This window comes from Pseudoalteromonas pernae (assembly GCF_039831865.1).
Classification (GTDB): domain Bacteria; phylum Pseudomonadota; class Gammaproteobacteria; order Enterobacterales; family Alteromonadaceae; genus Pseudoalteromonas; species Pseudoalteromonas pernae.
This window is the reverse complement of the sequence record NZ_JBDODM010000001.1, coordinates 591525-608541: the sequence shown is the minus strand read 5'-3', so window position 1 is coordinate 608541 and position 17017 is coordinate 591525. Positions and strand designations below refer to the sequence as shown.

Annotated in this window: 16 protein-coding genes and 5 tRNA genes; 16 read left to right on the top strand and 5 right to left on the bottom strand. The window is 44.7% G+C overall.

The annotated features are described in order from the left end of the window. The first annotated feature begins 153 nt into the window (after positions 1-153). The 6 genes from truA (at position 154) to purF (ending at position 6028) form a co-directional block, all read left to right on the top strand. Positions 154-942, top strand: coding sequence for a tRNA pseudouridine(38-40) synthase TruA (truA, locus tag V1358_RS02650; RefSeq protein ID WP_347389094.1), 789 nt, complete (start codon positions 154-156; stop codon positions 940-942). A 174-nt stretch (positions 943-1116) separates the two neighbouring features. Continuing rightward, complete coding sequence (accD, locus tag V1358_RS02645; RefSeq protein WP_347389095.1) at positions 1117-1992, top strand: acetyl-CoA carboxylase, carboxyltransferase subunit beta; 876 nt, start codon at positions 1117-1119, stop codon at positions 1990-1992. Between the two features lie 27 nt (positions 1993-2019). Further along, a complete protein-coding gene (folC, locus tag V1358_RS02640) occupies positions 2020-3279 on the top strand; it encodes a bifunctional tetrahydrofolate synthase/dihydrofolate synthase (protein WP_347392491.1) in 1260 nt (419 codons plus the stop codon). A gap of 11 nt (positions 3280-3290) precedes the next feature. Next, a complete protein-coding gene (locus V1358_RS02635) occupies positions 3291-3941 on the top strand; it encodes an SPOR domain-containing protein (protein ID WP_347389097.1) in 651 nt (216 codons plus the stop codon). A 60-nt stretch (positions 3942-4001) separates the two neighbouring features. Further along, a complete protein-coding gene (locus tag V1358_RS02630) occupies positions 4002-4496 on the top strand; it encodes a CvpA family protein (RefSeq protein WP_347392490.1) in 495 nt (164 codons plus the stop codon). Between the two features lie 17 nt (positions 4497-4513). Then, positions 4514-6028: an amidophosphoribosyltransferase gene (gene purF, locus V1358_RS02625; RefSeq protein WP_347389099.1), complete on the top strand. Its 1515-nt coding sequence runs from the start codon at positions 4514-4516 to the stop codon at positions 6026-6028. 57 nt (positions 6029-6085) lie between these two features. Here purF and V1358_RS02620 read toward each other — a convergent pair whose 3' ends face one another. Continuing rightward, positions 6086-6685 (bottom strand): Yip1 family protein, encoded by a 600-nt coding sequence (locus V1358_RS02620; protein ID WP_347389100.1) that lies wholly within the window; start codon positions 6683-6685, stop codon positions 6086-6088. Between the two features lie 154 nt (positions 6686-6839). Here V1358_RS02620 and miaE point away from each other — a divergent pair, with 154 nt between their 5' ends. Continuing rightward, the gene (gene miaE, locus V1358_RS02615; protein ID WP_347392692.1) at positions 6840-7619 is read left to right on the top strand and encodes a tRNA isopentenyl-2-thiomethyl-A-37 hydroxylase MiaE; all 780 of its coding nucleotides are present in this window, start codon (positions 6840-6842) and stop codon (positions 7617-7619) included. Here miaE and V1358_RS02610 read toward each other — a convergent pair. The 3 genes from V1358_RS02610 to V1358_RS02600 are packed head-to-tail and all read right to left on the bottom strand — an operon-like array spanning position 7583 to position 9737. Then, positions 7583-8398 (bottom strand): substrate-binding periplasmic protein, encoded by an 816-nt coding sequence (locus V1358_RS02610; RefSeq protein WP_347392489.1) that lies wholly within the window; start codon positions 8396-8398, stop codon positions 7583-7585. The two genes, miaE and V1358_RS02610, sit on opposite strands and share 37 nt — an antisense overlap. A 54-nt stretch (positions 8399-8452) precedes the next feature. After that, positions 8453-9199, bottom strand: a complete 747-nt coding sequence (locus V1358_RS02605) for a UDP-2,3-diacylglucosamine diphosphatase (protein ID WP_347392488.1) — start codon at positions 9197-9199, stop codon at positions 8453-8455. 46 nt (positions 9200-9245) lie between these two features. Then, positions 9246-9737 carry a peptidylprolyl isomerase gene (locus V1358_RS02600; protein WP_347389103.1) on the bottom strand — a complete coding sequence of 164 codons (492 nt, stop codon included), beginning with the start codon at positions 9735-9737 and terminating at the stop codon, positions 9246-9248. Between the two features lie 190 nt (positions 9738-9927). Here V1358_RS02600 and cysS point away from each other — a divergent pair, with 190 nt between their 5' ends. Next, entirely contained in the window at positions 9928-11307 is a 1380-nt protein-coding gene (cysS, locus tag V1358_RS02595; protein WP_347389104.1) for a cysteine--tRNA ligase, read from the top strand. Positions 11308-11375: 68 nt separating this feature from the next. Here the strand turns inward: cysS and folD are convergent, their stop codons facing one another. Next, a complete protein-coding gene (gene folD, locus V1358_RS02590) occupies positions 11376-12230 on the bottom strand; it encodes a bifunctional methylenetetrahydrofolate dehydrogenase/methenyltetrahydrofolate cyclohydrolase FolD (RefSeq protein WP_347389105.1) in 855 nt (284 codons plus the stop codon). Between the two features lie 362 nt (positions 12231-12592). Here folD and V1358_RS02585 point away from each other — a divergent pair. The 8 genes from V1358_RS02585 (at position 12593) to clpX (ending at position 16923) form a co-directional block, all read left to right on the top strand. Continuing rightward, positions 12593-12669, top strand: a tRNA-Pro gene (locus V1358_RS02585). A gap of 53 nt (positions 12670-12722) precedes the next feature. Further along, positions 12723-12799 (top strand) — tRNA-Arg (locus tag V1358_RS02580). Between the two features lie 8 nt (positions 12800-12807). Next, positions 12808-12883: transfer RNA gene (locus tag V1358_RS02575), tRNA-His, on the top strand. A 21-nt stretch (positions 12884-12904) separates the two neighbouring features. Further along, positions 12905-12981: transfer RNA gene (locus tag V1358_RS02570), tRNA-Pro, on the top strand. Between the two features lie 33 nt (positions 12982-13014). Beyond that, positions 13015-13091 (top strand) — tRNA-Pro (locus V1358_RS02565). Between the two features lie 399 nt (positions 13092-13490). Continuing rightward, positions 13491-14795 (top strand): trigger factor, encoded by a 1305-nt coding sequence (gene tig, locus V1358_RS02560; protein ID WP_347392487.1) that lies wholly within the window; start codon positions 13491-13493, stop codon positions 14793-14795. Between the two features lie 104 nt (positions 14796-14899). Then, positions 14900-15517, top strand: coding sequence for an ATP-dependent Clp endopeptidase proteolytic subunit ClpP (gene clpP / locus V1358_RS02555; RefSeq protein WP_347389107.1), 618 nt, complete (start codon positions 14900-14902; stop codon positions 15515-15517). Positions 15518-15639: 122 nt separating this feature from the next. Beyond that, positions 15640-16923, top strand: a complete 1284-nt coding sequence (clpX, locus tag V1358_RS02550) for an ATP-dependent protease ATP-binding subunit ClpX (protein ID WP_347389108.1) — start codon at positions 15640-15642, stop codon at positions 16921-16923. Positions 16924-17017: the final 94 nt, after the last annotated feature.

Genomic DNA, 17017 nt, shown 5'->3' with positions numbered 1-17017 from the left:
ATTGAAAAAGGCAGCTTAGGCTGCTTTTTTTGTTTTTAAATGTTTACTTCTCTTTGTTTGTTGGGGTTAATAACAGCAGTAAAGGGTGGGAAATTAGCTATTTCCTCGTGGAGCATATAAAATGCCGGAAATTTTCAGCAATACAGTAAGTCAATGCGCGTCGCTTTAGGAATTGAATACAACGGTGCTCGCTACAGTGGTTGGCAGCGTCAATCTCATGTCAGCAGTATCCAACAAGAAATCGAAACAGCCTTATCCCGTATCTGTAACCACCCAGTGGAGATCACCTGTGCAGGGCGCACTGATGCTGGTGTACATGCGACAGGCCAGGTGGTTCATTTTGATACTCATGCTGAGCGTGACATGGGCGCATTTACACTCGGCATGAACTCACAGCTTCCAGATGACATTGCTGTACGTTATGCGATGCAGACGGATGATGAGTTTCACGCTCGTTTCAGTGCAACGGCAAGACGTTACCGTTACGTAATTTACAATCACCCTTATCGCCCTGGTATTTTGCGCTCAGGTGTGACTCACTACCATCATCCTTTGGATGAAAAACGCATGCAGGCAGCGTGTCATTACATGTTAGGTGAGCAAGACTTTACTTCGTTTCGAGCTGTACACTGCCAATCCAATACGCCGTTTCGTAACATTCACCACCTCAATGTTGAGCGTGTGGGCGATTACATTGTCATTGATATCAAAGCCAATGCGTTTTTGCACCACATGGTACGCAATATCACGGGCTGTTTAATTGATATCGGTGTCGGTGAGCAAGAGCCAGATTGGATGCAACACTTACTGCAGATCAAAGACAGAACGCAAGCCAGTGCAACAGCAAAACCGAACGGTTTATATCTCGTCGACGTTGATTATCCTGAGAAATGGCAAATTCCTTCAACGCCATTAGGGCCGCTGTTCCTACCTAATAATTAAGACACATCAGCCTAAATTTGTTCATACAATAGTTTGACTGGTCGCCGTATTAGACTACGCCGACCAGTTTTTTATATCTAAGCAACTAAATTCATGTTTTAATTGTGCTAATTTATCGGCTAATTTTGGGGTGCTGAGTTACCCCGCTACTAACAAGCATTAAGAGAGTTGCAAATGAGCTGGTTAGAAAAGATCTTACCAAAAACGACTAAGTCTTCAGGCAAAAAAGAAATTCCTGAGGGTGTATGGGCTAAATGTACTTCATGCGATGCCATCCTTTACAAGGCTGAGCTAGAAAAGGCAATGAATGTATGTCCGAAGTGTGACCACCACATGCGTATTACCGCGCGTAAGCGTTTGGAGCTATTTTTAGATGATGCTGGTCGCTCAGAATTAGGCGCACAATTCGAACCAAAAGATGTGCTGAAGTTTAAAGACTCTAAGAAGTATTCAGACCGCATCAACGCTGCACAAAAGAGCAGTGGTGAGAAAGATGCCTTAGTGGCTATGAAAGGCCAACTAAAGGGTATTCCAGTGGCAGCTGTGTCATTTGAGTTCGCTTACATGGGCGGTTCAATGGGTTCAGTTGTTGGCGCTCGTTTTGTTGAAGCAGTGAATGTGTGTTTAGAGCACAACATGCCACTTATCTGTTTCTCAGCGTCAGGCGGTGCACGTATGCAAGAGGCACTTATGTCATTGATGCAAATGGCTAAAACAAGTGCTGCACTGGCTAAGATGAGTGAAAAAGGCTTGCCTTTCATCTCAGTACTGACGGATCCAACTATGGGTGGTGTATCTGCTTCATTAGCGATGCTAGGTGACGTAAATGTTGCTGAACCAAAAGCGCTAATCGGTTTCGCTGGGCCACGTGTTATTGAGCAAACTGTACGTGAAACACTACCAGATGGTTTCCAACGCAGTGAATTCTTGCTTGAGCACGGTGCAATTGACATGATCGTTGACCGTCGTGAAATGCGAGACACACTGGCTCGCTTAGTTGCCAAGCTAATGAACTTGCCTTCTACGGAACAAGAGCATAGAGTAGCGTAAATTTCTCGGCAATCTAGAAACTTACCTATGTCAGATTTTAAACCGAGCCAATCGTCTAGCTTAGATGATTGGCTTTGTTATTTAGAGCAACTTCATCCTGCCAACATTGAAATGGGCCTTGAGCGCGTACAGAAAGTAGCGCAACAGGTCGGTTTACTACAAACTCGCAGCAAGATTATCCTTATCGCGGGAACCAATGGCAAAGGCACCACAGCCCAATGCCTTGAAAAGCTTCTGTTGGCTCAGGGGTTTTCTGTAGGCACCTATGCTTCCCCACACCTTATTCGATACAACGAACGAGTGCGTATTAATGGCGCAGAATTAGACGATCAATTCCATGTCGATGCGTTTTACGAGCTTGACCAGAGTCGTGGTGATACAGCGTTAACCTACTTTGAATATGGCACTTTGGGCGCGCTGGCGATTTTCAAGCGTATGGATGTCGATTATGTACTGCTTGAAGTGGGGTTAGGTGGTCGTTATGACGCAACAAACATAGTGACACCAGTCGCTAGCGTGATCACCACGGTCGATTTAGACCACAAAGAATATTTAGGTGATACCCGTGAGCTTGTTGGCTACGACAAAGCGGGTATTTTCCGTACTGGTACGCCTGCAATTGTCGGTGATTTAGATATCCCACATACCGTTATTGATTACGGTGAAGAAATTAACGCTGATTTATGTTTGTCACGTCGTGATTTTCATTTCAGTGAGGACTCGCTCACCTTTAGTTGGAAGATGGCTGATTACGACTTGTGTTTCGCGCAGCCAGCCATTCCTGCGCAGAACGCGGCAACCGCATTGAGTGTGCTTTACAAGTTGGACTTATTACCCGATGCCACGGTGATTGCAGATGCGCTTAAAAGCCTAACTGTGCAGGGGCGTTTCCAAAAACTCAGTGAAGATCCTTTGGTTTATACCGATGTCGCTCACAATAGAGAATCAGCTCGCTTTTTGGCCAAACGTTTAAATTCGTTTAAGGAGCAGGGGTTTACTATTCACGCTTTGGTCGGCATGCTGGCTGACAAAGAACATGGTGATGTGGCCACTGCGATGCAAGATGCTGTTGATTTTTGGCATGTGGCAAGCTTGGATAACCCTCGCGGTACTGAAGCTGAGCAATTAGCTAAAACGTTACAGTCTTTTGTATCTGTAAACGGTACTTATGATACAGTGGGCGATGCAATTTCATCGGTTTTACCACAACTTTGTGAGCAAAACCTTTTGATTATATTCGGATCGTTTTACACTGTTGCAGAAGCAATCACATTTTTTGATAGTTAAGGGCTTAAAAAGTGAACTCAGGGTTTGTTAATCGCTTAGTTGGTACCACCATCGTTGTAGTCGCTGCTATTGTTTTTATCCCCAATATTCTTGATGGCGACAAAGTGCGCTACAAAGAGGGCTTTAAAGCAATACCAGAGCGCCCTGAGTTTAAGTCTATTGACCTTCAAGAGGCTTTGTCGCAAAAAGCTGATGAAGCCAAACTACCAGCTGATGCAGCGGTGCAAGAACTTGATGCTGATGATGAAAAGCTCGTGGCTCAAACTCCTGAGTCAACACCCGAGCAACCCCCTGCACAAGCACAAGCAACTGACACCGAGCAACCTAAGGCAGATGAAGCAGACGAAGAAACAGTAACTGTATCGACTCTTACTCCGCCAGAGCCGCTGGAACGCCCTGCACAAAGTAATTTGACGCAAATGGCCTACGTGGTTCAATTAGGTGCTTTTTCTCGTCAGGGCAGTGTAGATGCGCTGACTAAAAAGCTTAAAGACAATGGTTTTAATGTGTTTACCCGTGCGGTAAAGACGCCAAACGGCACGTTAACTAAAGTGTTGGTTGGCCCAGAACTAGATAAGTCTAAGCTTGAGCAACAGTTACCTAAACTGCAAAAGCTCACCAATTTGAAAGGCCGCATCACTCAATTTCAAGTGACAAAATGATCTGGCATTTAGTGCCTCGCTCCGATAGAATGCGCCCCAAACTAACGACTAGTGGTTATTATGATCTGGGTTGATTACGCCATTGCCGGCATTATTGCACTGTCTACCATTATTGGCTTGGTGCGAGGCTTTATTAAAGAGTCTATGTCACTTGCTGTTTGGGCCGCCGCGTTTTTTGTATCCAGTATCTTTTATCCCTATTTAGCTTCCTACCTTACGAACATTTCAGAACCCCTTTTAAGAAATGCAGCAGCGATAGCCATACTGTTTTTCTCTACGCTGCTATTGGGCGGATTGCTAAATTACATCCTTGGTGAACTAGTAGAACGTACTGGTTTATCAGGCACCGACCGCCTCTTTGGTATTGTGTTCGGTGCACTGCGTGGCGTGTTGGTCGTAAGCGCTATTCTTTTCTTTCTGGATGCCTTTACCGGAGCCCCAAATACAAACTGGTGGAGCGCATCTCGACTAATCCCTGAATTTGGCTTTGTTATCGAGTGGTTCTTCGACTACCTTGAAAACAACTCAAGCTTTTTAAATTCAGCTAACCGTTAATCGGCGAGGAAAAATTAATGTGTGGTATCGTTGGTATAGTCGGAACATCGCCTGTCAATCAAGCGTTGTATGATGGCTTAACTGTTTTGCAACACCGCGGCCAAGACGCGGCGGGTATTATTACTATTGAAGATAATACCTTCAGTCTGCGTAAGGCTAATGGTCTTGTTAAGGATGTATTCCATACAAGACACATGAAACGTCTGCAGGGCAATATTGGTCTCGGCCATGTACGCTACCCAACCGCAGGAACGTCAAGTTCAGCAGAAGCGCAGCCTTTCTATGTAAACTCTCCATTTGGTATTGCCATGGCGCACAATGGTAACTTAACCAATGCAGAGCAGTTGAAAGAGCAGTTATTTACTGAGGCTCGTCGCCACGTAAATACGACTTCTGATTCAGAAATCCTTCTTAACGTTGTTGCGCACGAACTGTGCAAGTCTGGCAAAATGCGTCTAGACCCAGATGATATCTTTGCTGCTATCTCGGAAGTAAACTCAAAAGTAATCGGTGGTTATGCAACACTTGCAATGATCATCGGTCACGGTATGGTTGCATTTCGTGACCCGCACGGTATCCGTCCACTTATTTTCGGTAAGCGTGAGACTGAAAAGGGCACTGAGTATATGTTCTCTTCTGAGAGCGTTGCACTTGATACTGACGGTTTTGAAGTAATTCGTGATGTGGCGCCAGGCGAAGCGATTTACGTAACCGAAGATGGTCAGTTGTTCTCAAAATTATGTGCTGACAAATCAGTTTACAACCCATGTTTGTTCGAGTTTGTATACTTCGCTCGCCCAGATTCTACAATCGATAACATGTCTGTGTACGCGACGCGCGTCAACATGGGTACTAAGTTAGGTGAAAAGATCAAGCGTGAATGGGCAGACAAAGATATCGACGTTGTTATCCCTATTCCAGAAACTTCATGTGACATAGCGCTCGAAATTGCGTCAGTGCTTAACTTGCCTTACCGCCAAGGTTTTGTGAAAAACCGTTACATCGGCCGTACTTTCATTATGCCAGGCCAAGAACTTCGCAAGAAGTCGGTACGCCGTAAACTTAATGCTATTGCGCGCGAGTTCAAAGGTAAGAACGTGTTACTGGTTGATGACTCAATTGTACGTGGAACAACTTCAGCGCAAATCGTAGAGATGGCGCGTGAAGCGGGTGCTAAGAATGTATACTTTGCATCTGCTGCACCTGAAGTGCGTTTCCCTAACGTATACGGTATTGATATGCCTTCTGCTGCTGAGCTTATTGCCCACGGCCGTGAAGTTGAAGATATCAACGCAAGCATCGGTGCAAACGGTCTTATCTACCAATCACTTGATGATTTAGTTGATGCGGTATCATTGGAAAACCCTGAGATCACTCGCTTCGAAACATCTGTATTTGATGGTAACTACGTGACGGGCGACATTAACCAAGCGTACTTAAATCGAATTGATGAGCTACGTAACGATTCTGCTAAATCAGGTCGTGAGAAGGCGATGTCTGCTAACTTGGAAATTCATAACCAAGACGACTAAGCATTCGCTTAAGAAAAAGGCCGCATATGCGGCCTTTTTTAATTTCAGTCGAAAACGTTAACTGAATACAGGAGATACAATACCGTTGGTCCAAAGAATTGCGGTGGCAGCGAGAATAATCACTAACAATACCAAGCCACAGGTCACCACTGAACTCGCATAAATAAAACCACGTTCGTGCGGAATGTGCATTAAGATAGGCACGCCCGTGTACAGTAGGTACACAGAGTAGCTAAGAGCCACTAAGCCGACACAAACGATGAACCAAAGTGTTGGGTAAAACGCTGCAAAAGCCGCCATAAAAACAGGTGTTGAGGTGTATGCTGCAAGCTCAAGTGTTTGGGTGAACGTCGGTTCAGCACCAAATGTTTTTGCCATCCAATGTGCTAAATAAGCAAGTGCAAACACGCCGACTATCAGCGCCGCGTACATAGCTACGCCAATCATAACCGCACTGTCATGGGTCAGATAAACTGGATCGCCAGCACCGATACTCCATCCTAGGTGTACCGCAGAATAATAGCCCATAGCGCTGGGAATTAATGCGATAAGTAGGATGTGAGATAAGCTGTAAAGTAAGCTTTCATGACGGTTATCAATCGTTTGCCACTCTTCAACTGGATGAGCGTATAAGCCCCATAAGTGATTTAGGATCATAGTGTGCCCCTTAATTAAACTGGTTGTTTTGGCTGTATTATTTTTCACCAGCACTTATTTATGTATCGTTCAGAGCACGAGTTTTGTCAAGAAAGTCCCGAAACCTCACGAATGTGGTAAAATAGCGGCATTACTCAATGATTTATTCGTATTTATGCTCGAGAAGTATCAGCAACTATTGGCTCCCATTAACGATTTTTTACAATGCGTAACGCCCGCAGAGTGGGTTGAACAAGCTCAAAAGCCAGAAAACTTACGTGTTATTTTGACCGATCATTTAATTTGTGAGCTCAAAGCCGCGCAAAGTGCCATGTTTCTTATTCGTCGTTATGCAGTTGATGAGCAAAGTGGCGAAGCGCTTTTGCAATGGCTCAAGCCTTATGAAGATTTCACTTATCGCCAAGTGGGTGACTGGCGAGACCTTGCTGAGCATAACCGTTTAAATAAATCGATGATCCCAAAATCGAGTGCACCCTACGGGCAAGATTTGATTGATAAGATGGTGCTACTTATAAAAGAAGAGCTGCATCACTTTTATCAGGTACTCGAAATCATGCAAGAGTCGGGTATCGAATACGATAAAATCACTTCGAGTCGGTATGCCAAAGGATTATTGCGCCACGTTCGTACTTATGAGCCACAAGCTCTCATTGATAAATTAATCTGTGGGGCCTACATTGAAGCCCGCTCATGTGAACGCTTCGCCATGCTTGCTCCTCATGTTGATGCGCGTTTAGGTGAATTTTATATTTCCTTGTTGCGCTCAGAAGCACGTCATTATCAAGATTATCTTTCTTTGGCTGAAGAAATCGCCGGTGAGGATATCTCTGAACGTATAGCTTTCTTTGGTGAGGTTGAAGCTGAACTTATTTCATCGGCCGATGAAGATTTTAAGTTTCACTCTGGCAAACCCGTGCAGCTTGCAGTGTCATAAAGCGTTTGTTTGAGCTGTTGCACATATTCTTGCTGTTGCAGCTCATTAAAGCCATGCAGAGAAAGAATTTCGTTTATTCTTCCTGATGAAATGAGTAGTTTGAGACCTTGATGGAAGTGTTTAAGTAGGTCTTTATTTTCTTTGAAGTCACGACTGAAAACTAAATGCAGTGAGCTTTTTTCGAGTTCGGGCGCATCAAACTCAATAAGGTCGGCATACTCAGATTGCTTGATGTAAAACTCCGTGACTTCCTTAGATCCCAATACCCAATCTACACGCTTGTTTGCGAGTAACTCAATGGCTTTAATAATTTCTGGCACTTCAAGAATTTGTGTATTAAGGCCTTTAAGCATGTCGATATCAGTGGCGTAGCCTCGCCCTGTTACCACTATGCTGTTATTAAGCATAGCTACATTGCCGTTAAAGTTTTTGCTGCTTTGGCGATTACGAAAAAACCCCGTGCTTGTTTGCGCAATTTGGCAACTAAAAAAGTAGCGCTGCACTCTTGATGGGGTTTTATAACTGCCCAACAGAGCAACATTTTTGTGCCTTTCACTGTTTTTAAGTGCGCGACTCCACAGGGTATAACTCACATTGGAATCTATATCTTGAAGGCTAAATGCCTCATGGACTACATGCGCAAGCCACCCATTGTGTGGAAGCTCTGGTGAGAAATAGGGGGGGAATGGCTCAGTTACGATGCGCACACGCTCATGAGCTTGCGCACACAAGCCAAGTGACATAATGAATACAATGGAGCCTAATAAACGAGTGAGCAAATCTACACCTCATTGTTGGCAAGATTTGCTATGGAGTATAGCCTATCGTTCGCTTTAGGATTGATTAGCTAAACAAAATTCTTTGATTTCATTCGCATAGTGCAATGAGATACAGTGTTCAGTTGCCACTAGATAGGACGCTTGGGTATACCAATCACCAAGAACAATTCGAGTGTTTTCGCCATGAGAATGAATAGCTGGGCGGTGAGTATGTCCATGGATCATGAGTGCAACATTGTGCTGGGTGAACGTCTCACTGACAGAGCTAGGTTCTACATCGAGTATCTCAGCGCGCTTGTTTTGTTGGCTCATTTTACTTTTTATACGGGCATTTCGGGCAACACGACGGCGGTACCACAGCGGCATGGACAACATGAGTTTTGGCCACCACCAACCGCGCGACTTTTTGCGGAACTTTTGGTATTCAACGTCTTGAGTACACATTTCATCGCCATGCAACAGCAGCGTTGGTGTGCCATAAAGGTTGATAACGGTTTGTTCAGGTAGTAGTGTCATTCCCGCCCGCTGCGCATACTTTTGACCGAGCAAGAAGTCGCGGTTGCCATGAATGAAATAGACCTTGATGCCGTGCTCTGAGATTGTTTTTAAACGTGCTGCTACTTCATCGCTAAGCGGTTCGTTGGCATCATCACCCACCCATACCTCAAAGAAATCCCCCAGAATATAAAGAGCATCGACCTCATCGGTGACTTGGGTATCAAGAAAATCGAAAAATGCAGCGGTGATATCTGGCTGGGTTGCACTTAAGTGCAAGTCAGAAATAAACAGTGTACGTCTCATGAGGGCCTTTAAAGCAAAAGCGCGGCAAAGCCGCGCTGATATTAAATTACTCTACAGTAACTTTAGTAATTACCACATCTTCAAGTGGTACATCTTGGTGGAAACCAGCAGAGCCAGTCGCAACACCTTTGATCTTTTCAACTACATCCATGCCTTCAACCACTTCAGCAAATACACAGTAACCCCAGCCTTGTGAGGTTTCACTGGTGAAGTTTAAGAAGTCATTGTCGTTAACGTTGATAAAGAACTGTGCTGTAGCTGAGTGTGGATCTGGCGTGCGAGCCATCGCTACAGTGCCTTTTTTATTGCTAAGGCCGTTGTTTGCTTCGTTCTCTATTGAATCTTGCACTGACTTTTGATCCATACCCGGTGTAAAACCACCACCTTGGATCATAAAACCGTCGATAACACGGTGGAAAATAGTGCCATCATAAAAGCCAGATTTAGCGTAGTTAAGGAAGTTAGCTACAGTCTTAGGAGCTTCAGCTTCAAACATAGCTAGTTTGATGGTGCCGAAATTGGTTTCTAATACAACCATGGGGAATCTCTATTCTAATTAGGTGAAGATACTATTTTATCTCAGCACCTTAAAACTCTCAATGCACAAGGCCGTTACAAAGCTGTACAAGCTGTTTATTTTTGTCGCTTTTCGGTGTCCGTCATGTGGCGAGTTGCGCAGGGCGATGGTAAGATAGCGCGATTAATAAAACAGATAGGATCCCCTGGCAATGTTGCAGATATACAACACACTTTCACGTCAAAAAGAACACTTTAAGCCATTAAACGCGAATAAAGTGGACATGTATGTGTGTGGGATCACCATTTACGATTATTGCCACGTAGGTCACGCGCGTACTTACGTGTCATTCGACGTTATGAACCGTTACCTTCGTTATCTAGGATACGATGTAACTTATGTGCGTAACATCACCGATGTCGATGACAAAATTATCAATCGTGCGAACGAGAATAATGAGCCAATTAACGCTCTAACTGAGCGTATGACGGCTGCAATGCATGAAGATTTCCGTGCATTGAATATTCTTGATGCTGATATTGAGCCGACTGTAACGGCACACATGGACGATATCATCGCCATGATTGAGCGCTTGATTGCTAAAGAGCATGCATACGTAGCACAAAGCGGTGACGTACTTTTCGACGTGTCGACGTTCAAAGAATACGGAGCATTGTCACAACAAGATTTGGAAATGCTGCAAGCAGGCGCACGTGTTGAAGTGGCCGCGGGCAAAGATGATCCGCTTGATTTCGTATTATGGAAAAAAGCCAAAGCAGGTGAGCCTAGCTGGTCGTCTCCATGGGGAGAAGGTCGTCCAGGTTGGCACATTGAATGTTCGGCGATGAGTTCAAAACATCTTGGCGAATATTTTGACATTCACGGTGGTGGTTCTGATTTGCAGTTCCCGCACCATGAAAATGAAATTGCACAATCTTGCTGTGCCAATAACGGCCGTTATGTGAAAACCTGGATTCACACCGGCATGGTACAAGTGAATAAAGAGAAAATGTCTAAGTCTTTAGGCAATTTCTTCACCGTGCGCGAAGTCCTCAAGGCCTTTGACCGTGAAACCGTGCGTTATTTCTTGATTAATGGTCATTACCGTAGCCAGTTGAACTATTCGCAAGAAAACCTAGAACAAGCTCGCTCTTCGTTGGAGCGAATCTATACCTCTCTGCGCGATGTTGAGTTGGTTGAAGTTGACCTCAAAGACAATGAATACGTTCAGCGTTTTGAAACTGCAATGAATGATGACTTCAATACGCCAGAAGCATTGCCTGTATTGTTTGAGCTATCGAAAGAAGTTAATCGTCTTAAGGGCGAGGACGCTCAAGCCGCGGGTCAACACGCATACATTCTTGTAAAATTAGCTGCAGTGTTGGGTATTGCGCAACAAGACCCAGCCTCCTTCTTACAAGGTGAGCAAGACGATGATGAAGCAGCAGAAATTGAAGCGCTGATTGAAAAACGTCGAGTTGCCCGTGAAAACAAAGATTGGGCAGCTGCGGACGAAGCCAGAGACGCATTAAATGCGTTGGGTGTTATTCTTGAAGACAGCGCCGGTAAAACCACATGGCGCAAAGCGTAAGCGTTATGTACAGTAGTAAAAAAGCCAGCAATTAAGCTGGCTTTTTTGATGTTTTAGTTGACTGACGATTAGCTGTGGAAGTTTTCACATGCTTCAAGCGTATTCTCAATTAGGCTTGCTACAGTCATTGGGCCAACACCACCTGGCACAGGCGTGATATAACTTGCGCGTTGGCTTGCAACGTCATAGGCGACATCACCCACAAGCTTGCCACTGTCAAGACGGTTGATACCCACATCGATCACCAGTGCACCTTCTTTAATCCACTCGCCTGGGATGAATTCAGGTTTACCCACGGCCACAACAACTAAATCTGCGCGGCGTACATGCGCTTCTAGGTCTTGTGTGAACTTGTGGCATACAGTCGTTGTGCAGCCGGCAAGGAGTAGTTCAAGCGACATTGGACGGCCAACGATATTAGAAGCACCAACAACAACTGCGTGCATACCTTTGTAACGCACACCAGTCGAGTCTAATAAGGTAATAATACCTTTTGGTGTACAAGGGCGAAGGGCAGGCATACGCTGCGCAAGACGGCCAATATTGTAAGGGTGGAAGCCATCTACATCTTTATGTGGGGTAATACGCTCAAGTACTTTCTCAGCGTTCAACCCTTCAGGTAAAGGCAGTTGCACCAAGATACCATCAATTTCTGGGTCGGCATTGAGCTGGTCCACCAAATCAAGAAGCTGCTCTTCACTCGTGTCGCCCGGAAGGTCGAACGACTTAGAAACAAAGCCCACTTCTTCACACGCTTTACGCTTTGAACCAACATAGACTTGGCTTGCTGGGTCTTGGCCCACGAGCACAACTGCTAAACCTGGAGCACGAAGCCCTTGTTCTTTGCGTTCTGCAACGCGTTGTGCAACTTGCGTACGAACTTGTTTCGCAATCGCCTTGCCATCAATGATGTTTGCCGTCATGAGTAACCTTTAATTTGGGGTTGTGTGTATTTAGGGGGCACTAAATCACTACACATAATTAGAACGAAATACTTACCATTATTCTCTGCGGTGTATAAAAGGGGTGACCGCAAATGAACATGGCCGATATTTTCGCAGAAAAGCGTTGAGTAGCCAAGCTGTGTAATAAATGAAAGCACTGTTTTATAGGCTAAATTGATAAAATATCGACCAAAAATAACAAAACTTAGACAAAGCGTGTTAAAAATGAGCAAACGCACACATTGCGTGAAAAAAGTGTTTGACGTCATCAGGTCAAATCACTATTATGCACCCCGTTGTCAACGAGGGGTCGAGTTCGAAACCTCAGACAAAACAAGTATCGGCGATTAGCGCAGTTTGGTAGCGCACTTGGTTTGGGTCCAAGGGGTCGCAGGTTCAAATCCTGCATCGCCGACCACTTTCTGCTGAAAGTGTCACTTGGTTTGCACACGAAGAAGTATTCGTTGCACCGCGCCCGTAGCTCAGTCGGATAGAGCAACGGCCTTCTAAGCCGTCGGTCGAAGGTTCGAATCCTTCCGGGTGCGCCATTATTGTGGCGGCTGTAGCTCAGTTGGTAGAGCCCTGGATTGTGATTCCGGTTGTCGCGAGTTCAAGTCTCGTCAGTCGCCCCATTTTTCTACCGGTATATATATCGGCGATTAGCGCAGTTTGGTAGCGCACTTGGTTTGGGTCCAAGGGGTCGCAGGTTCAAATCCTGCATCGCCGACCACTCTTTACCTGGTAGAAAACACAATTAGATTATCGGCGATTAGCGCAGTTTGGTAGCGCACTTGGTTTGGGTCCAAGGGGTCGCAGGTTCAAATCCTGCATCGCCGACCATCTCTACTCAATTTCGAAACGCCCGTTTCAAAGCGTCAAATAACTTTCAAAAACCAAAGCAGTCTTATCGATAATACCGTTAGCATTTTGCAAGCTTTTGTTTCCGCAAAAGTATGTAATTTGAGCTAGTTTTGCGTTGTGTGACTTGAAACTAGGCTGTAGTTGTTACAAATCCTCATCATCCGCTATTTTATTGGCCTGCGCTCTCGACTCTTATAATTATTAGGTTATAATGCCGCGTCTATTGTTAAACATAAGTGCCCATAGGGCAGTGCAGGCATAGGGATCGCCCCGTCATCACCTAGGCAATTTGCCGAAGAATGTGATTGGCCAAGATAAACGATCGCCATGTATGTAAGGAAGGCGCAACGCCGCCACATTTGAAGATTGAGGTAAATCATGCAAGTTTCTGTTGAGACGACTCAAGGCCTTGAGCGCCGTCTGACTATCACTGTTCCTTCAGCGAACGTTGAGACCGAAGTAAAAAAACGCTTACAACAACTGTCTAAAACACAGCGTATTGACGGTTTCCGTCCGGGTAAAGTTCCTGTTTCTATCATTCAAAAGCGTTTTGGCCCAGCTGTACTTCAAGAAGTTGCTGGCGACCTTATGCAGCGTAACTACATCGACGCTATCATCGCTGAGAAAATCAACCCAGCAGGCGCACCTACGTTCGCTCCTAAGTCACTTGAAGCTGGTAAAGATCTAGAATTCGAAGCGACTTTCGAAGTATATCCTGAGATCGAACTTAAAGGTCTTGAGAGCATCGAAGTTGAAAAGCCAGTTGTTGAAGTTAAAGACGAAGATCTAGCTAACATGCTTGAAACACTTCGTAAGCAACACGCATCTTGGGCTGAAACTGAAGAAGCTGCTGCTGACAACGCACGCGTAACTATCGACTTCGTTGGTACTATCGACGGTGAAGAGTTTGAAGGCGGTAAAGCTGAAAACTTCCCACTAGAGCTTGGTCAAGGTCGTATGATCCCAGGTTTCGAAGACAACATCGTTGGTAAGAAAGCGGGTGAAGAAGTTGTTGCAGACGTAACTTTTCCTGAAGAGTACCACGCTGAAAACCTTAAAGGTAAAGCTGCTCAATTCACTATCTCTGTGAAGAAAGTTGAAGTTCAAGAGCTTCCTGAACTAAACGAAGAGTTCGCTACACTATTCGGTATCACTGAAGGTGGTGTTGACGCTCTTAAAGAAGAAGTTAAAAAGAACATGAGCCGTGAACTTGCTCAAGCTGTTAAAGCGAAAGTGAAGGCTCAAGCTATCGACGGTCTTCTTGCTCAAAACGAAATCGACGTACCTAAAGCACTTATCGACCAAGAAATCGATGCGCTACGTCAGCAAGCAGCACAGCGTTTTGGCGGCAACGCACAAAACATGCCTGAGCTACCTGCAGAGCTTTTCCACGAGCAAGCAGTTAAGCGTGTTAAAACAGGTCTTCTTCTAGGTGAAGTAATCAAGGCTGGCGAAATCAAGTCTGACGACGCGAAAGTAGAAGAACTAATCGAAACTATGGCTTCAGCTTACGAAGATCCAAGTGAAGTAGTTGAATACTACAAGTCTAACGACCAGCTTATGCAGCAAATGCGCAACGTTGCTCTAGAAGAGCAAGCGGTAGACGCAATCGTTGAGAAAGCGAAAGTAACTGACGTTGAAACTGCGTTTGACGACATCATGAACCCGCAGGCGGCTCAATAAGTCGTTGACTTAAGTTACAAGCAACGTTTAAATGGCTCGTATGCTTTGTTCGCAAAGCACCGAGCCATTTTAGTTTGTGTCGGTCACTAAGGAATCAAGTAATAATGAATAATGGTATGACAGATCCGCTTAACGCATTAGTCCCGATGGTAGTAGAACAAACCGCTAAGGGTGAGCGTTCTTACGACATCTTCTCTCGTCTTCTCAAAGAGCGAATCATTTTTTTAACTGGCCAGGTTGAAGACCAAATGGCCAATTTGATCGTCGCACAATTATTGTTTTTAGAATCAGAAAACCCAGAAAAAGATATTCACCTATACATCAATTCACCAGGCGGTTCTGTGACTGCGGGTATGTCAATTTACGACACAATGAACTTCATCAAACCTGATGTAAGTACACTGTGTGTTGGTCAGGCAGCAAGTATGGGTGCTTTTTTGTTATCTGGCGGCGCCAAAGGTAAGCGTCACTGTTTACCAAACTCACGCGTTATGATTCACCAACCACTAGGTGGATTCCAAGGTCAGGCGTCTGATTTTGAAATTCATGCTAAAGAAATCCTGTCTATTAAAGATAAACTTAATAGACTGATGGCAGAGCATACAGGTCAGCCATTGGATGTGATCTCTCGTGATACAGACCGTGACAACTTCATGAATGCTCACGCTGCCGTAGAGTACGGTCTAGTTGACTCAGTATTTGATAGACGTAACGCTAAGTAATCTTAGCGTTACTCTTTTATCCCATCGAAGCGGCATAATGTCGCGAAGTTTGGTATATTTGTTTAAGAAGTCCATTTGCTACAATGTTATAAAGTTCGTAGCGCAAAGAATGAGGTAGCTGAATGTCTGATAAACCAACAGACGGCGAAAAGACAAGCAAACTGCTGTATTGCTCGTTTTGTGGTAAGTCTCAGCACGAAGTACGTAAGCTAATCGCAGGCCCATCTGTATATATTTGTGATGAGTGTGTCGACTTATGTAACGACATCATCAGGGAAGAAATCAAGGATATCGCTCCTAAAGCGAACGCATCTGACAAGTTGCCTGTTCCAAAGGAAATCCGTAGCCACCTAGATGATTACGTTATCGGTCAAGAACACGCGAAAAAGGTACTTTCGGTCGCTGTTTATAACCACTATAAGCGTCTACGTAACGCAGGTTCTAGTGATGGTGTGGAACTTGGTAAAAGTAACATTTTGCTTATTGGTCCAACAGGTAGTGGTAAAACATTGCTTGCTGAAACAATGGCGCGCTTGCTTGATGTGCCATTCACCATGGCCGATGCAACCACACTAACTGAAGCTGGTTATGTGGGTGAGGATGTTGAGAACATCATCCAAAAACTACTACAGAAATGCGACTACGATGTTGAGAAGGCTCAGCGCGGTATCGTTTATATCGATGAGATTGACAAAATTTCGCGTAAGTCTGATAACCCATCAATCACTCGAGATGTGTCTGGTGAAGGTGTGCAGCAGGCGCTACTGAAGTTAATCGAAGGTACCGTTGCATCAGTACCACCACAAGGTGGTCGTAAGCATCCACAGCAAGAGTTCTTGCAAGTTGATACATCTAAAATCTTGTTTATCTGCGGTGGTGCATTTGCTGGGCTTGATAAAGTTATCGAGCAACGCAGCACGAAAAACACAGGTATTGGTTTTGGTGCAGACGTTAAGTCATCTGAATCAGAGCGCAGCTTGAGCGAAACATTTAAAGATGTAGAGCCAGAAGATTTAGTGAAGTACGGTCTTATTCCTGAATTCATTGGTCGTCTTCCTGTTGTTGCGACCTTGACTGAATTAGATGAAGACGCATTAATCCAAATCTTGAACGAGCCGAAGAATGCGTTAACGAAGCAGTTCGCTGCATTGTTTGAGATGGAAGATGTGGAACTAGAGTTTCGCGATGACGCACTAAAGGCCATTGCTCACAAGGCAATGGAGCGCAAAACCGGTGCACGTGGCCTACGTTCAATTGTTGAAGGCGTGCTGTTAGACACTATGTACGAACTACCTTCAATGGAAGATGTCAGCAAAGTGGTGATTGATGAAACCGTGATTAAAGGCGAATCAGACCCTATTCTTATCTATGAGAACACCAATCAAGATAAAGCTGCTTCCGAATAATACCTTTTCATATCAATGAAATAGTATAAAAATTGAGCAAATAAAAATAAAAAGGAGCATCTCGCTCCTTTTTTTATAAATTTGTTGAACTTTG

Coding starts and splice junctions, on each gene's coding strand:
- clpX (WP_347389108.1), top strand. CDS start 15,640: ATGTCTGATAAACCAACAGACGGCGAAAAGACAAGCAAACTGCTGTAT.
- purF (WP_347389099.1), top strand. CDS start 4,514: ATGTGTGGTATCGTTGGTATAGTCGGAACATCGCCTGTCAATCAAGCG.
- folC (WP_347392491.1), top strand. CDS start 2,020: ATGTCAGATTTTAAACCGAGCCAATCGTCTAGCTTAGATGATTGGCTT.
- folD (WP_347389105.1), bottom strand. CDS start 12,230: ATGACGGCAAACATCATTGATGGCAAGGCGATTGCGAAACAAGTTCGT.
- V1358_RS02600 (WP_347389103.1), bottom strand. CDS start 9,737: ATGGTTGTATTAGAAACCAATTTCGGCACCATCAAACTAGCTATGTTT.
- miaE (WP_347392692.1), top strand. CDS start 6,840: ATGCTCGAGAAGTATCAGCAACTATTGGCTCCCATTAACGATTTTTTA.
- V1358_RS02620 (WP_347389100.1), bottom strand. CDS start 6,685: ATGATCCTAAATCACTTATGGGGCTTATACGCTCATCCAGTTGAAGAG.
- accD (WP_347389095.1), top strand. CDS start 1,117: ATGAGCTGGTTAGAAAAGATCTTACCAAAAACGACTAAGTCTTCAGGC.
- V1358_RS02605 (WP_347392488.1), bottom strand. CDS start 9,199: ATGAGACGTACACTGTTTATTTCTGACTTGCACTTAAGTGCAACCCAG.
- clpP (WP_347389107.1), top strand. CDS start 14,900: ATGAATAATGGTATGACAGATCCGCTTAACGCATTAGTCCCGATGGTA.
- V1358_RS02630 (WP_347392490.1), top strand. CDS start 4,002: ATGATCTGGGTTGATTACGCCATTGCCGGCATTATTGCACTGTCTACC.
- tig (WP_347392487.1), top strand. CDS start 13,491: ATGCAAGTTTCTGTTGAGACGACTCAAGGCCTTGAGCGCCGTCTGACT.
- cysS (WP_347389104.1), top strand. CDS start 9,928: ATGTTGCAGATATACAACACACTTTCACGTCAAAAAGAACACTTTAAG.
- truA (WP_347389094.1), top strand. CDS start 154: ATGCGCGTCGCTTTAGGAATTGAATACAACGGTGCTCGCTACAGTGGT.